We start from the raw sequence: 15,424 nt of genomic DNA on the forward strand, positions 1-15,424 counted from the left end.
GTTCGGATGGCTGACCTTCACGATCCCCGTCAGCAAGCGACTGGCGGCGACGCGGGACGGCTTCATCGTGCTGGCAGCGACCTTCCTCTCCTATTCGGTGACGGAGATGTTGCACTGTTACGGGTTTCTGGCGGTGTTCATCACGGCGCTGGCGTTCCGGCACGCCGATCGGGACCACGACTTCCACGTGGAGATGCATGACTTCATCGAACAGATCGAGCGGATGGCGATGATGGTGGTGCTGGTGCTGTTCGGCGGGGCGCTGGTGTCGGGCCTGCTGGCGCCGCTGCGGCCGCTGGACGTGGGGGTGGCGGTGGTGATCGTGCTGGTGGTGCGGCCCCTGACCGGGATGATCGGCTTCATCGGCTGGAAGCGGCCGTTGCGCGAGAAGCTGATCCTGGCCTTCTTCGGGATCCGGGGCGTGGGATCGTTCTACTATCTGGCCTATGGGCTGAACGCCGCGCCGTTCGAGGGCGGCGACCGACTGTGGGCCATCGTGGGGCTGATCTGTCTGATGTCGATCCTGCTGCACGGGATCACGGTCACGCCGGTGATGCGATGGTTCGATCGCAGCCAGGGCCGCGATCCGGATGCGGAGGCGGAGGCGGAGGGGGGGCAGGGCGAGCGCTCGGTGCGGGGCGCGTCAGCCTGACCTGTTTGACCGGGGGGCCGTCGGGCTGCCCCTGTCGGTCCTCAGGCCGGATAGCGACGTCTCAGCATCTCGTAGCAGGCACGCATCGCCTGGGCCTCGCCGCCTTCGGGCCAGCCGGGGCGGTTCCTGCTGTTCCAGGCGAAGATGTCCATGTGGGCCCAGGCCCCCGTCGTCGGCGCGAATTTCTGCAGGAAGAGGGCGGCGGTGATCGAGCCGCCTTGCGCCCAGGCGGCGGAATCGTTGCGCACATCAGCGATCTCGCTGTCGATCGACGGCCTGTACCCCGCCCAGAGCGGCATCCGCCACAGAGGGTCGCCGGTCGTCGCCGAGGCGCTGAGCAGATCGGCGGCCAGGACCTCGTCGTCGGTGTAGAGGGGGGGCAGGTCGGGGCCGAGGGCGACGCGGGCGGCCCCGGTCAGGGTGGCGAAATCGAGCGTCAGGTCCGGCGAATGCTCGCCCGCCCGGGTCAGGACGTCGGCCAGGATCAGGCGGCCCTCGGCATCCGTATTGCCGATCTCGATGGTCAGGCCCTTGCGGCTCGACAGGACGTCGCCGGGGCGGAAAGCGTCGGCCGAGACCGCGTTCTCGACCGCCGCGACCAGCACCACCAGCCGCACCCCCAGCCCCGCCTGCATGACCAGCCGCCCCAGGGCCAGGGCGTGGGCAGCGCCGCCCATGTCCTTTTTCATGTTGCGCATCCCGGCGGCGGATTTGAGGTCCAGCCCCCCGGTGTCGAACACCACCCCCTTGCCGACCAGGGCCACCAGCGGCAGGTCGGTGCTGGTCAGGTTCCAGCCGATCTCGATGACCCGGGGCGCGCGCGCCGTCGTCGCCGCCCGGCCGACGGCGTGGACGGCGGGGTAGTTCTCGTCCAGCAGGGCGTCGCCTTCGATCACGGCGATACTCGCGCCTGCGCTCTCGGCGATCTCGCGGGCGATGGTCTCGATCTGGAGCGGGCCCATGTCGGCGGCGGGGGTGTCGACCATCTCTCGGGCGAGGGCGCAGGCGGCGGCGATGCGCAGAGTCTCTTCGACATCGACGCCGGCGGGGGCGACGAGGCGGGCGACCTCGCTCGTGTCGCGGGTCTTGTAGCGATCGAAGCGATAGCCGCCGAGGACGAAGGCCAGGGCCGCCGCCGCCCCGTCCGCCTCGGCCAGACCCTCGATCCTATAGAGACCGGCCGGCAGTTTCGCCGCGAGGTCGCGCACGGATTTCGGATCGAAGACCGGGCCGGTCCCGAACAGAACCTCGGCCAGGGTGCCGTCATGGCCGGGGGCCAGCAGCATCTGACCCGCCTTGCCGGTGAAGGCATTGGCCGCGGCCCAGGCCGCGACATGACCCTGAAGCCCGGCGTCCGGTCCGATCAGACGCACAGGGACGGCGGCGACGTCGGTTTCGGCGATCAGGACCGGGGGGTGGAGCGACATGGCGGAACCTCGGAATCGAAAAGGGGCCCGGACGCGCAAACGTCCGGACCCTTCCGATCTAGTCATTCACAGCGGCCGTGACGACCGCGTTGGACACGTGAGCCTAGTTTTCCATCTCGGTGATGCGAATCTGGGCCGGGGCCGGGGTCTCGCCATAGGTGCCGACCCAGATATCGTACACGCCGCTGAGCGGGGTCCGGTAGATCACGCCCGGGTTCAGAGACCCTTCCAGGTCGTCGCCGCAGAACCAGCGACCGTCGGGGCCGTTGACCACCAGGGTGGTGTCCTCGTTCGAGCTGACGCGGAAGGTCAGGGCCAGACCCTGTTGTGCATCGTAGGTGACGCGGAAGTCGGGTGCCTCGGTAATCATGCCGACGCACTCGCCGCCCAGGGACGTCGCGTCATTGGCGTTGCGGTCGCCACCGGCCGTGATGCGCACGACATAGGGGTCGGGCGTGAAGCCGGCGCTCAGGTTCACCGAGCCGAAATTGGGCCGCAGCGACGGATCCTGGGCCGCCGCCGGCATCGCCGCGCCCAGCATGGCACAGGCGATCGCCGCCGCGCCTAGGCGCATGGAAAGTGTTGATTTCATGGATAGTCCCCCCACGGGCAACAGGCCCGACGAACACCGTAAGCCGGATGTCCGATGAACGAAAGCTGAAGAGACGGTCGTTAACCAATGCTTGACGCCGAAGCGGGATTCTCGAGGTCTGAATTTCTGCAAGGATCGCCATGTCGCGCCTCGCCCTTATCGCCGCCGCCCTCGTCGTTCTGGGCAGCCCCGCCGTCGCCGACGAGCGCACGCCCGCGACCGCCGCCGCCCCCATACCGGCCGGGGCCGCCGAACGGGCCCAGTACGACCGCGCCGATCCCCTGACGCGGTCGGTGTTCTGGGGTCGTCAGAACGAGATCAATCCGTCCGACCTGGTCGCCGGGGTCAAGGCGGCCCAGGCGCTGCGCGAACTGGGTCAGTTCGATCAGGCCGCGACCCTGGCCCAGAGCGTGCTGCTGACCCAGCCGTCCAACGTCGAGGCCATGCTGGAGGTCGGTCGGGCCCATATCGCGCGGGGCCAGGCCTTCTACGGCATCGGGCCGCTGGAACAGGCGCGGGCCCTGGCCCCCAACGACTGGCGGCCGCTGTCCCTGCTGGGCGTGGCCTATACCCAGGTGCGGCGCATCGAGGACGGCAAGGCGGCCTGGAACGAGGGCCTGCGGCTGTCGCGCGACAACCCCGACATCCTGACCAACGCCGCCATGGCCCTGACCGCCCAGGGCGATGCGCCGGGTGGCGAGCTGCTGCTGCGCCGCGCCGTGGCCCAGCCGGGCGCGACGCTGAAGACCCAGCTGAACCTGGCCCTGGTGCTGGGCCTGCAAGGCAACATGGGCGAGGCCGAACAGATCGTCCGCCGCGCCCTGCCCCCCGAAGCCGCCGACCGCAACCTGGCGTGGTTGCGTGAGAAGACGGCGGCGGGGGCGGCAGCGCCTGTTCCGGTGCAGACCGACGGTGCGTCGCCGGCCATGGCCCGGACCTGGGGGTCATTGCAGGGGCAGTAGGCCGCCCCTTCTCTCGCCGCTAACGAACCTCTATCTCTGCTGAATGATCGACGAGCTCTACAGCGCGCGCATTCTGTCCCTTGCGGCCAACCTGCCGCACAGCGGGCGGTTGGCCATGCCAGAGGGCACCGGCGAGCGGGTCGCCAAGCTGTGCGGGTCAAAGGCGATCGTCGATGTCGTGCTGGACGACGACGGCCGGGTCGCCGGGTTCGCTCAGGATGTGAAGGCCTGTGCGCTGGGTCAGGCGGCGGCCGGGGTGCTGGGCGAAAGCGTCATCGGGGCCACGGAGCCCGAGATCGAGGCCGCTCGTGACGCCACCCTGGCCATGCTGAAGTCCGGTGGCGAGGGCCCCGACGGGCGGTTCGAGGGCTTGCGTGCGCTGAAGCTGGTCGCCGACTACCCGGCGCGTCATGCCTCCACGATGGTGGCGATCGAGGCGACGATGGACGCCGTGCGCATGGCGCAGACGTCGCGAACTAGCCTCGCCGGCGCCGCCTGAGTTCCGCCCAGCCCCGAAGCGGGGTATGCGCAGACATCATGGCCCGCCCAGACTCTCAAATTGCTGGCACCCTTTATGAACGCAGCGTTCGCGCGGCCCATCGGGGCTACAAGCTGACGCTGTCCCCCTGGTTCGGGCAGTCGTGCCGGTTCCTGCCGACCTGTTCGGACTATGGCCGCGACGCGCTGATCCGGCACGGACCGGTCAAAGGGGGATGGCTCACCGTGCGCAGGCTCTGTAAATGCCACCCCTTCGGTGGGTCGGGGTATGACCCGGTACCGCCGCGCAGCGCCGCTCCGACGGCGCGCGAACCAAGAAGCAAGACTGAAAAATGATCGACCTGACCTTTCCCGACGGCGCCGTGCGCCAGTACTCCGCCGACGCCACGGGCCGTGACGTGGCGACCTCGATCTCGCCATCGCTGGCCAAGAAGGCGGCCCTGATCGCGGTGGACGGCGTGCTGCTCGATCTCGACGCGCCGGTCGGCCGGTCGGGCGCGCTCAAGATCATCATGCGCGACAGTCCGGAGGCGCTGGATACCCTGCGTCACGACGCCAGCCACGTGATGGCGCAAGCGGTTCAGGAGCTGTTCCCCGGCACCCAGGTCACCATCGGCCCGGCGATCGAGGACGGCTTCTACTACGACTTCGCCCGCGACGAGCCCTTCTCGACCGACGACTTCAAGGCGATCGAGAAGCGGATGGCCGAGATCGTCGATCGCGACGAGAAGATCCGTCGCGAGGTGCTGCCGCGCGAAGACGCCATCGCCCGCTTCGAGGCCGTGGGCGAGACCTACAAGGCCGAGATCATCCGCGACCTGCCCGAGGGTGAAGACATCAGCGTCTATCATCAGGGCGCGACCTGGCAGGACCTGTGCCGGGGGCCGCACTTCCCCTCGACGAAGTTCGTCGGGAAGGCCTTCAAGCTGACCAAGCTGGCCGGGGCTTACTGGCGCGGCGATCATCGCAATGCCCAGCTGCAGCGCATCTACGCCACCGCCTGGGCCTCGAAGGAGGACCTGGACGCCTACCTGCTCCGCGTCGAGGAGGCCGAGAAGCGGGATCACCGCAAGATCGGCAAGGCGATGGGCCTGTTCCATATGCAGGAAGAGGGCCGGGGCATGGTCTTCTGGCACCCCAAGGGCTGGGTGCTGTGGCGGGTGCTGGAGGCCTATATGCGCCGCCGCCTCGACGCCGCCGGATACGTCGAGGTAAAGACACCCCAGGTTCTGGACCGGACCTTCTGGGAGAAATCCGGCCACTGGGACAAGTACCGGCCCAATATGTTCGTCTGCGAGACGGTCGAGGGCGAGGTGCTGTCGCTCAAGCCGATGAACTGTCCGGGCCACGTCCAGATCTTCGATCAGGGCCAAAGGTCGTACCGCGAACTGCCTCTGCGGATGGCCGAGTTCGGCGCCTGTCACCGCTATGAGCCGTCGGGCGCCCTGCACGGCCTGATGCGGGTGCGCGGCTTTACTCAGGACGACGCCCACATCTTCTGCCGCGAGGACCAGATCGTCGAGGAGACGGCGGCCTTCATCAATCTGGCGCGCAGCGTCCACGCCGACCTGGGTATGGAGACCGCCTATATCAGCCTGGGCACCCGGCCCGAGAACCGCGCCGGGACGGACGCTTTCTGGGACAAGGCCGAGGCCCTGATGGCCGAGGCGGCGCGCACCGCCGGGACCGAGCCCGTCATCACCGAGGGCGACGGCGCCTTCTACGCGCCCAAGCTGGATTTCATCGTCAAGGACGCCATCGGCCGCGAATGGACCTGTGGCACGATCCAGCTCGACTATGTCCTGCCCGAACGTCTGGGGGCGGAATACGTCGGCGAGGACGGCGGCAAGCACCGGCCGGTCATGCTGCACCGGGCCATCCTGGGGTCGTTCGAGCGGTTCATCGGCATCATGATCGAGAACTACGCCGGGGCCTTCCCGCTGTGGCTCGCGCCTGTCCAGGCAGTGGTGGCGACGATCACATCGGACGCCGACGGCTATGCCGAGGAGGTCGCGGCGAAGTTCCGCGCGGCCGGCCTGAGGGTCGAGACCGATCTGAGAAACGAAAAGGTGGGCTACAAGGTGCGCGAGCACTCGGTCGGCAAGGTGCCGGTCATCGCCGTCGTCGGTCGCAACGAAGCCGAGAAGGGCGAGGTGGCGATCCGTCGCCTGGGGTCACAGGCCCAGCAGGTGGTGTCGCTGGACGAGGCGATCCGGATCCTGACGGAAGAGGCGACGCCTCCGGATCTACGGTGATCCTTCTCCCCTTGCGGGAGAAGGTGGCCCGAAGGGTCGGATGAGGGGTCACGCAGACCCCTCACCTTGCCTAGAGCAGTCGTCGCTTCAGTTGAGGCGATCGACAGGCGGATAGAGAGTTCATCACAACGGACACCACGAAGGCACAAAGGACACGACGGGACCGAGCAGGTGGCGGGTATCAGCACTGACCCGAGAAAAGACTGGAAAGCGGCGGAGCCGCCTGACTTCCGCCGCGCCCTTGGACGTCCGAAGCCGCGATCTCAAAATCCCCTGGGTCTCGTCGTGTCCTTTGTGCCTTCGTGGTGTCCGTTGTGATGAACCTTTCCAACGCGCCCCAAACTCAAACGACGAACGGTCTAGTTGAGGAGCACTTCAGTCGACCGTGCGACCCCTCATCCGTCTCGCTCCGCGAGCCACCTTCTCCCACAGGGGGAGAAGGAAACGTTACCCCAGCGCCGCTTCGGACGCCGCGATGCGGCTGGCGGCGTGGACGACGGCGGCGATGCGCAGGGCGGCCTGGATCTGGGTCGAGGGGACGGTGTGCTTCTTCAGTTCGCCTTCGTGGGCGTCGAGGCAGGCACCGCAGCCGTTGATGGCGGAAACCGCCGTGGACCACAGCTCGAAGTCGATCTTTTCGACGCCCGGGTTGGCGAGGACGTTCATCCGCAGGCGGGCGGGCAGGGTCGTGTACTCGTGGTTCTTCATCAGGTGAAGCGACCGGTAGTAGATGTTGTTCATGCCCATGATGGCGGCGGCGGCCTTGGCGGCGCTCATGGCTTCGGGCGACAGTTTTTCGGCGGCGGCGGCCTCGATCGCCTTGACCACGGGCACGACGCCGATGGCGTGGGCCGAGGCGAGGAAACAGCCCCACTTCTGCTGGTCGGTCAGCAGGGTCTCGTTGGCCAGCGAGGACAGGTTCAGCGAGATGTCCTTGGCATAGGCGGGCAGGAGGTCGCGGACGGTGTCGATGGACATTTTTGGGTTTCCTTCGGAAACGCGGCTACGCTCGCGACGCGGTCGCTCGCTACTTGAGCCGCAGAGATGAGAGGCAGGACTATTCGGCGCAACACGCGTAGTTCGCGCTCAAGCAGCGAGGCTCCGCGAGCCGAGCGATAGCGCCCTTAGAAAGTACAGCGAGCAGCGAAAAGGCGGCGACGCGAACGCCGCCGCCTCATTCAGACTCAGACGCCGACTTTAAGCAGCGAGCGTCTCGCCGCCGACGGCGCGGTTGCAGGCGCACAGTTCGTCGGTCTGGAGCGCATCGACGACACGCAGGGTGTCTTCCGGCGCGCGGCCGACGTTCAGGTTGGTGACATAGACGTGCTGAACGACATTGTGCGGGTCGACGACGAAGGTGGCGCGGAGGGCGACGCCTTCGGCCTCGTCCAGAACACCAAGGGCGCGGGCAAACTTGCCGCCCGTGTCGGCGAACTGCCAGATCGGCAGCTTGTCGAGGTCGGCGTGGTCGCGGCGCCAGGCCAGCTTGCAGAACTCGTTGTCGGTCGAACCGCCGAGGACGATGGTGTCACGATCCTCGAAATCCTTGCCCAGCTTGGCAAAGGCAGCGATTTCGGTCGGGCAGACGAAGGTGAAGTCCTTCGGGTAGAAGAAGATGACCTTCCACTTGCCCTGAAAGGAGGTCTCGGTCAGGGCCTCGAACGCCGAGACGCCGCCCTCTTCGTGGGCGTTGAAGCCGGGCTTCACGCCGGTGATCTTGAAGGAAGGCAGGGTTTCGCCAACGCCGAGCATGGGTCTCTCCGATTGAAAATGAGTGACGGCGACGGGGGAGGTGTCACCGATGCGGCTCAGATGGGCCTTCGCAACTGCGAAGTCAAATCGATCGTTTTGCAGTGCAGCATAGATCGAATTTATGCGACTCCACGCCGCCGAAAGTCGCGGTTCGATAGATTTTTCTGCGGCTGTACGAAAACTTTATCGATTTTGCTTTTCAGAAAGACGGGCTTAGCGTCGCCTCCAACGGCCCAGAAAACACCGGAGGACATCATGGACGGCGAACAGGCTCCCACCCCCCTCAATGACCCCAGGAAGGAGCCGGCGGCGCTGCGCTCCCTGCTGGGGCGGACCAACCGCGACTGGTGGCCTAACCAGATCGCGATGGACATCCTGCATCAGCAGGGCAAGTCCGGCGACCCGATGGGCGACGGCTTCAACTATGCCGAGGCGTTCAAGTCGTTGGACTATGCGGCGGTCAAGCGTGACCTGACCGCCCTGATGACCGACAGCCAGCCCTGGTGGCCGGCGGACTATGGCCACTACGGTCCCTTCTTCATCCGCATGGCCTGGCACTCGGCCGGCACCTATCGCACCGGCGACGGGCGCGGTGGAGCGGGGGCGGGGCAACAGCGGTTCGCCCCGCTGAACTCCTGGCCCGACAACGGCAACCTGGACAAGGCCCGCCGTCTGCTGTGGCCGATCAAGCAGAAGTACGGGGCCAGCCTGTCGTGGGCCGACCTGATGATCCTAGCCGGCAATGTGGCGATCGAATCCATGGGCGGACCGGTGTTCGGCTTCGGCGGCGGTCGCGCCGACGTCTGGGAGCCCGAGAAGGACGTCTACTGGGGCACCGAAGAGAAATGGGTCGGTGAGGAGGGTAACGAGACCCGCATCCAGCCCGACAAGGAGATGGCGCTGGAGGCTCCGCTGGCCGCGATCCAGATGGGCCTGATCTATGTGAACCCCGAAGGCCCAGGCGGCGTGCCGGAAGCCTTGCAGTCGGCGCGCGACATCCGCGAGACCTTCGCCCGGATGGGAATGGACGACGTCGAGACGGCGGCCCTGACTGCCGGCGGTCACACCTTCGGCAAGGCCCACGGCGCGGGCGACGCGTCCAAGGTCGGCATCAGCCCCGAGGGGGCCGACATCGCCCAGCAGGGCATGGGCTGGATCTCGGGCCACGAGAGCGGCATCGGCGACCACACCATCACATCAGGCATCGAAGGGGCCTGGACGCCCACGCCGATCACCTGGGACATGACCTATTTCGACATGCTGCTGGACCACGACTACGAGCTGGTCCGTTCGCCTGCGGGCGCGAAACAGTGGCAACCCGTCGGCAATCCGCCCGAAACCTTGGCTCCCGCCGCTCACACCCCGGGCAAGCGGGTGCCGACGATGATGACCACCGCCGACATGGCCTTCAAGGTCGACCCGGCCTATCGCGTCATCATGGAGCGGTTCCGCGCCGATCCCGCCTATTTCGGCGACCAGTTCGCCCGCGCCTGGTTCAAGCTGTGCCACCGCGACATGGGGCCCAAGGTCCGCTACCTCGGCCCCGAGGTCCCGGCCGAAGACCTGATCTGGCAGGATCCGATCCCGGCCCATACCGGCCCGGTGATCGGCGACGCGGACATCGTCGCGCTGAAGTCCAAGATCGCCGCATCCGGCCTGTCGGTCGCCGAACTGGTGACGACGGCCTGGGCGTCGGCCGTGACCTATCGCGGGTCGGACCACCGGGGCGGTGCCAACGGCGGACGTCTGCGGCTGGCGCCTCAGAAGGACTGGGACGTCAACGAGCCCCAAAAGCGGGCCAGGGTCCTGGCCGTCTACGAAGGCATCAAGGCCGCGTCGGGGACCAATGTCTCCATCGCCGACCTGATCGTGCTGGGCGGCTCCGTCGGTGTCGAACAGGCGGCCAAGGCGGCCGGTCACGCGATCGAGGTGCCGTTCACGCCGGGTCGCACCGACGCCTCGGCCGAACAGACCGACGTCGAGGGCTTCGCCGTTCTGGAGCCCAAGGCCGACGGGTTCCGCAACTATCTGTCGGTGCGCTTCAACGTCCCGACCGAGGAACTGCTGGTCGACCGCGCCCAGCTGCTGAACCTGACGGCCCCCGAGATGACGGTGCTGGTCGGGGGGCTGCGGGTGCTGGGGGCCAACCACGGCGGGTCGAAGCACGGCGTCTTCACGGATCGTCCGGGCGTCCTGACCAACGACTTCTTCGTCAATCTGCTGGACATGAAGACCGGCTGGAAGAAGGTCGACGGCGAGGGCGACGAGACCTTCGTCGGCACCGACCGGATCACCGGCGAACAGCACTGGACCGCGACCCGCACCGACCTGGTGTTCGGCTCCAACTCCCAGCTTCGCGCCCTGTCGGAGGTCTATGCCTCGGCCGACGCCGGCGAGAAGTTCGTCAAGGACTTCGTCAAGGCCTGGGTCAAGGTGATGAACCTGGACCGCTTCGACCTCAGCGGGTCGGAACTGGCCAAGGCCGCGGCCTGAGCGCCGGCACCGCCTCCCTCTGCGATGCAGGGGGTGGCGGCGTGGCCGTTAGCGGAACGGCGGCTCGTCGAAGGCGCGCAGCTTGCGTGAATGCAGGCCCGCGCCCTCGCCGCGCATCAGGTCGATGGCCTTGATGCCGATCTGGAGGTGTTCGGAGATCGAGCCCTCGTAGAAGCGATTGGCCTGACCCGGCAGCTTGATCTCGCCGTGCAGGGGCTTGTCCGACACGCACAGCAGGGTGCCGTACGGCACACGGAAGCGGTAGCCCTGCGCGGCGATGGTGGCGCTTTCCATGTCGATCGCGACGGCCCTGGACTGGTTGAAGCGCAGGGCGGACTTGGAATAGCGCAGCTCCCAGTTCCGGTCGTCGGTGGTCACCACCGTGCCGGTGCGCAGGCGGCGCTTGATCTGTTCGCCCGGCATGCCGGAGACGACCTTGGCGGCGTCATACAGCGCCCTCTGGACCTCGGCGATCGAGGGGATGGGGATGTCCGGCGGCAGGACCGCGTCCAGCACGTGGTCGTCCCGCAGATAGGCGTGGGCCAGCACGTAGTCGCCGATCGTCTGTGACGGCCGCAGGCCCCCGCAGTGGCCGATCATCAGCCAGACGTGAGGCCGGGTGACGGCCAGGTGGTCGCAGATGGTCTTGGCGTTCGACGGCCCGACCCCGATATTGACCAGGGTGATGCCGTTCGAGCCCGGTGCCGTCAGGTGATAGGCCGGCATCTGGTGCTTCTTCCAGGCCGCGTCCATGACCGCCATCTCGGGATCTGCCGTCTCGGCGGTGATCACCACCCCGCCCGCGCACGACAGGCTGTCATAGGGGGTCGAGGGATCGCGGACCTGCTCAACCGCCCAGCGCACGAAGTCGTCGACGTAGCGATTGTAGTTGGTGAACAGGATGTAGGACTGGACGTGCTCGACCGGGGTGCCGGTGTAGTGCCGCAAGCGCGCCAGGGAGAAGTCGGTGCGAAGGCCGTCGAACTGCGACAGGGGGAAGTCCTCGCCCAGGTCGAACAGGCCGTCGGAGATCTCGTCGCCGATATGGGCCAGGTCGGTGGTCGGCAGGTAGCGCGCGACCGCTGCCGTCTGGGACGGGTCCAGAACGACGTCCGAACCGTCCAGCACATAGGGGAAGGGGATCTCCTGATCCGACGGGCCGACCTCGAAGGTGGCGCCGTAATCCTGTTCCAGCAGGGTGAGCTGTTCCAGCAGATAGGGCCGGAACAGGTCGGGCCGGGTTACGGTCGTCGAATAGACCCCCGGCCGCGACATCCGCGCATAGGCCCGCTGGGCCAGGTTCAGCGGTCGATCGCCGAACCAGCTGACCTTCAGCGAGGGATAGGAGAAGATCCCGGCGGCGCGGGCGGCGGGCTCGACCCGTTCGCCGGTGGCGAGGAAGGCCCGGGCTGCATCTCGCAACGACTGCACGGACTGGAAGTAGAGGGTTTCGAGGCGATCCAGCGCCGCCTCAGCCGTCATGCGGCTCGTCATTGTTTCTGTCATGGCCGCTTGTAGCGGACGATCATGACCTTGGCGAGATGGTAGAGCTTGGCTCTCTGAGTTGGGCGCTACCGCTCGCTTACCGGTCCCGCAGTCTGGCGTCGGAGACGACCAGTGCGTCGCCCTCGATGGCGAAGTCGATCAGGGCGTGGCCGCCGGTGCCGCAGCAGCCGGCATCGCCGTCGCGGAACATCTCGGTCAGGGCGATCATCTCTTCATAGTCGATGCGGACACGACCGAAGGCGTTCAGCCCCGGCAGCTTTTGGGAGACCTGATCACGCCAGCTCCAGCTGTCGATCTGGGTCAAGGGGCGTTCGGTGCCCGGGGTCCAGCGGAAGATCAGGTCGGCGTCCGACCGCCCGGCGCCCATGCTGCGGCCGGGGATGGCGATGTAGACATTGTCTGCGCCCCCGAACACTACGGGGGCGCTGTAGCGCGACCCCTGCCAGGCCCAGGCGACGGGTTCGAGCCGGCCGGAGGTCTCGGTGAAGAAGACGATGCCCGACGTGCCGCCGTCCTCGGGGGTGAAGCCGGCCTGGATCTGCCAGAACAGGCGCGGTCCTTCACGCGGGGTCAGCCAGCCGCCCTCGGTGGTGCGACAGTTCCGGAGCGCCCCCAGGTCCACGCAGTCGCCGATCGCGTCCTCCAGAGAGGCGGCGGCCGTCGTCGCTCGCAGGTCCACCTCGGCGGCGGCCAGCAGCCGCTCGAGCCGATCCTCGTCCGACGCAAGACGGCCCTCGGCGTCGGGGTTCTCGGCCCGGTCACGCAGGTATTCGGCCTGATCGCGGCGCAGGCTCAGGGGGGTGGGGTTGCGCAGCAGGGCGGCCTGATAGGCGCTCTCGACCGTCGCGGGGGCGGCCGACTGGGCCCCGGCGCAGGCGGGGGCGAGCAACAGAACGATGAGCGGCAACAGGCGCATGGACAGACCCTCCGCAGCCCTTGTGGGCCACGGCGCCGGTCCGCGCCACTGACGACGCCTGACGGCCGAGGACCTAGAGGGTCAGGCCGTGTTCCTTGGCCAGGTCGGCCAGGCTGACCATGGGGCGGGGGCCCCAGTGGGCGATGACCTCGGACGCGGCGAGCGACCCCAGCTTGGCCGACTGTTCCAGGGTCAGGCCACGGGCGAGGCCCAGCAGGAAGCCGGCGGCGTACTGGTCGCCCGCGCCGGTGGTGTCGATGACCTTGGCGACCGGATAGGCGGCGACGGCGACGCGTTCGTCGCCCGAAATGACGACCGAGCCCTCTGCCCCGCGGGTGACGGCGGCGACCTCGACCATGCCGGCCAGCCTGGCGGCGGCGGCGTCGAAGTCTTCGGTCTCGAACAGGGCGCCCAGTTCGGCCTCATTGGCCAGGACGATGTCGGCGGAGGCCTCGATGAAGGCCAGCAGCTCGGCGCGCCAGCGGGCGACGACGAAGGTGTCGGACAGGGTGATGGCGACCTTGCGGCCGGCCTTGTGGGCGGCGGCGGCGGCGGCCTCGAAGGCGGCGCGGGCCGGGGCCGGATCGAACAGATAGCCTTCCAGATAGACGATGGCCGAGGCGGCGATCAGGTCGGTGTCGATGTCCGAGGCGTCCAGCTGGTTGGCGGCCCCCAGGAAGGTACACATGGTGCGCTGGCCGTCGCCCGTGACGTTGATCAGGCAGCGGCCGGTGCCGGCGCCCCCGACCAGTTCGGGGGTGTCGAAGTGGACGCCGGCGGCACGTATGTCGTGGCTGAAGACGCCGCCCAGGACGTCGGGGGCCACCTTGCCGATATAGGCCGCACGTCCGCCGAAGGAGCCGACGCCGGCGACGGTGTTGCCGGCCGAGCCGCCCGAGGCCTCGATGCCCGCCGCCATGGCGTCGTACAGGGCCGCGCCTTCCGCCTCGTCGATCAGGGACATGGAGCCGGGGGTCAGGCCCTGGGCGCTCAGGAAGGCGTCATCGCAGGGGCTGAGGACGTCGACGATGGCGTTGCCGACGGCGCAGACGTCGTGGGTGTGGGGCGTGGTGCTGGTCATGATCGCCCCTTAGCCGAGCCCGGTCCCTGAGTCATGCAAAACATATAAGGATCGCCTTATGTGATTGGTCCGGGTGGGTGGCGAGGGCGCGGTGGCTGGCCTATAGGGCGCGGCATGACCCGTATCGCCGTCCTGACCCCCGACCCCGCCGACCCGTCCTATACCCGCCAGTGGCCCGGGGTTCTGGAGCGGTTGCAGACCGCCCTGGCCGGGGAGGGGGTCGAGGTCGTGCCGACCGCCTGGACCGACCATGTCGATAGCGCCGAGGGCCTGATGGCCTATCCGCTGGTCCTGCCCCTGCTGGCCTGGGGCTATTACAGCGAGCATCCACGGTGGCTGGCGGCGACGACCCTGTGGGACCGGGCCGGGGTGGCCATGGCCAATCCGGCGAGCGTCCTCGGCTGGAACTCGGACAAGGCCTATCTGCGCCGGCTGGCCGAGGCGGGGGTGCCGATCGCCCCGACCCTGTGGTCCGAGACCCCGACGGCGGATCAGATCGCTGCGGCGTTCGATCGGCTGGGGACCGACCAGGTGGTGGTCAAGCCGACCGTCTCGGGCGGGGCCTGGCGGACGCTGAGGGTCGCGCGCGGGGAGGCGGTGGCGGACGCGGACCTGCCCTTGGGGGCGACGATGATCCAGCCCTATCTGCCGACCATCGAGACCGAGGGCGAGACGAGCCTGCTGTTCTTCGGCGGCCGGTTCAGCCATGCGGTGAACAAGCGGCCGGTAAACGGCGACTTCCGCATCCAGGTCCAGTACGGCGGCCAGTACCGCACGCTGGAAACACCGCCTGTCGCCTGTATGGCGCTGGCCCGACAGGTACTGGCGGCCGTCGAGGAGCCGCTGCTCTATGCCCGCATCGACATGGCGCCCGACGCTGGCGGCAACTGGATCCTGATGGAGGCCGAGCTGATCGAGCCGGACTTCTACCTGGGGTCGGACCCCGCCGGAGGGGCGGGATTCGCCAGGGCTGTGTGTGAGCGGCTTAGACGGCCCGGACTCGAAAATTAGAGCGCTCATTCCAGTTGAGCTTATCCATTGAACGCCGTCATCCTGGGCCTTGTGCCCAGGATCCAGATTCACGTTGATAGCCGTGGGTCACGACAGACACCGAGAGTCTGGATCCTCGCCACAAGGGCGAGGATGACGAGTACAGCAAGAGTGAACCGCTCCAGACTCTGGGGAGTCCGGACTGGAAAATAAGAGTCCGAAGAGTCCGAATGGTCTGAAATCGGCCGGTCGGAAAACATCGACCGTTTCAACCGTTTCAACCGCTTCAACCGTTTCGGT

The 15,424-nt window shown here is 67.7% G+C and carries 14 protein-coding genes; 7 read left to right on the top strand and 7 right to left on the bottom strand.

The window, feature by feature from the left end; all coding sequences use genetic code 11:
* The coding region (locus tag ACILQR_RS03785) for a cation:proton antiporter (RefSeq protein ID WP_395650169.1) at nucleotides 1–652 on the top strand (652 nt) is incomplete at its 5' end.
* A 41-nt stretch (nucleotides 653–693) separates the two neighbouring features.
* Here ACILQR_RS03785 and ACILQR_RS03790 read toward each other — a convergent pair.
* Both ACILQR_RS03790 and ACILQR_RS03795 read right to left on the bottom strand, forming a co-directional pair.
* A complete protein-coding gene (locus tag ACILQR_RS03790) occupies nucleotides 694–2,079 on the bottom strand; it encodes a leucyl aminopeptidase family protein (protein ID WP_395650170.1) in 1,386 nt (461 codons plus the stop codon).
* Nucleotides 2,080–2,182: 103 nt separating this feature from the next.
* A complete protein-coding gene (locus ACILQR_RS03795; RefSeq protein ID WP_395650171.1) occupies nucleotides 2,183–2,671 on the bottom strand; it encodes a peptidase S1 in 489 nt (162 codons plus the stop codon).
* Between the two features lie 140 nt (nucleotides 2,672–2,811).
* Here ACILQR_RS03795 and ACILQR_RS03800 point away from each other — a divergent pair, with 140 nt between their 5' ends.
* From ACILQR_RS03800 to thrS, 4 genes are read left to right on the top strand one after another with little or no spacing between them, the layout of a single operon-like run.
* On the top strand, nucleotides 2,812–3,633 hold the full coding sequence (locus ACILQR_RS03800) for a tetratricopeptide repeat protein (protein ID WP_395650172.1): 822 nt from the start codon (nucleotides 2,812–2,814) through the stop codon (nucleotides 3,631–3,633).
* A 43-nt stretch (nucleotides 3,634–3,676) separates the two neighbouring features.
* Nucleotides 3,677–4,132 carry an iron-sulfur cluster assembly scaffold protein gene (locus ACILQR_RS03805; RefSeq protein WP_395650173.1) on the top strand — a complete coding sequence of 152 codons (456 nt, stop codon included), beginning with the start codon at nucleotides 3,677–3,679 and terminating at the stop codon, nucleotides 4,130–4,132.
* A 38-nt stretch (nucleotides 4,133–4,170) separates the two neighbouring features.
* On the top strand, nucleotides 4,171–4,467 hold the full coding sequence (gene yidD, locus ACILQR_RS03810; protein WP_395650174.1) for a membrane protein insertion efficiency factor YidD: 297 nt from the start codon (nucleotides 4,171–4,173) through the stop codon (nucleotides 4,465–4,467).
* Nucleotides 4,464–6,386 carry a threonine--tRNA ligase gene (gene thrS, locus ACILQR_RS03815; RefSeq protein WP_395650175.1) on the top strand — a complete coding sequence of 641 codons (1,923 nt, stop codon included), beginning with the start codon at nucleotides 4,464–4,466 and terminating at the stop codon, nucleotides 6,384–6,386. Before yidD ends, thrS begins: the two co-directional genes overlap by 4 nt.
* Before the next feature lie 447 nt (nucleotides 6,387–6,833).
* Here the strand turns inward: thrS and ACILQR_RS03820 are convergent, their stop codons facing one another.
* Both ACILQR_RS03820 and ACILQR_RS03825 read right to left on the bottom strand, forming a co-directional pair.
* Nucleotides 6,834–7,364 carry a carboxymuconolactone decarboxylase family protein gene (locus ACILQR_RS03820; protein ID WP_395650176.1) on the bottom strand — a complete coding sequence of 177 codons (531 nt, stop codon included), beginning with the start codon at nucleotides 7,362–7,364 and terminating at the stop codon, nucleotides 6,834–6,836.
* 219 nt (nucleotides 7,365–7,583) lie between these two features.
* Nucleotides 7,584–8,138 (bottom strand): peroxiredoxin, encoded by a 555-nt coding sequence (locus ACILQR_RS03825; protein WP_395650177.1) that lies wholly within the window; start codon nucleotides 8,136–8,138, stop codon nucleotides 7,584–7,586.
* Nucleotides 8,139–8,393: 255 nt separating this feature from the next.
* Here ACILQR_RS03825 and katG point away from each other — a divergent pair, with 255 nt between their 5' ends.
* A complete protein-coding gene (gene katG / locus ACILQR_RS03830) occupies nucleotides 8,394–10,631 on the top strand; it encodes a catalase/peroxidase HPI (protein ID WP_395650178.1) in 2,238 nt (745 codons plus the stop codon).
* Between the two features lie 48 nt (nucleotides 10,632–10,679).
* On the opposite strand, the gene ACILQR_RS03835 is transcribed toward katG, so the two are convergent.
* The 3 genes from ACILQR_RS03835 to ACILQR_RS03845 form a co-directional block, all read right to left on the bottom strand.
* A complete protein-coding gene (locus ACILQR_RS03835; RefSeq protein WP_395650179.1) occupies nucleotides 10,680–12,125 on the bottom strand; it encodes an AMP nucleosidase in 1,446 nt (481 codons plus the stop codon).
* 88 nt (nucleotides 12,126–12,213) lie between these two features.
* A complete protein-coding gene (locus tag ACILQR_RS03840; protein ID WP_395650180.1) occupies nucleotides 12,214–13,053 on the bottom strand; it encodes a hypothetical protein in 840 nt (279 codons plus the stop codon).
* A 73-nt stretch (nucleotides 13,054–13,126) separates the two neighbouring features.
* Nucleotides 13,127–14,134 carry an adenosine kinase gene (locus tag ACILQR_RS03845; RefSeq protein ID WP_395650181.1) on the bottom strand — a complete coding sequence of 336 codons (1,008 nt, stop codon included), beginning with the start codon at nucleotides 14,132–14,134 and terminating at the stop codon, nucleotides 13,127–13,129.
* Between the two features lie 114 nt (nucleotides 14,135–14,248).
* Between ACILQR_RS03845 and ACILQR_RS03850 the strand changes: the two genes are divergently transcribed.
* Nucleotides 14,249–15,145 (top strand): RimK family alpha-L-glutamate ligase, encoded by an 897-nt coding sequence (locus ACILQR_RS03850; RefSeq protein ID WP_395650182.1) that lies wholly within the window; start codon nucleotides 14,249–14,251, stop codon nucleotides 15,143–15,145.
* The last annotated feature ends 279 nt before the right edge of the window (nucleotides 15,146–15,424 follow it).

This window comes from Brevundimonas sp. (assembly GCF_044239655.1).
Taxonomy (GTDB): Bacteria; Pseudomonadota; Alphaproteobacteria; order Caulobacterales; family Caulobacteraceae; genus Brevundimonas.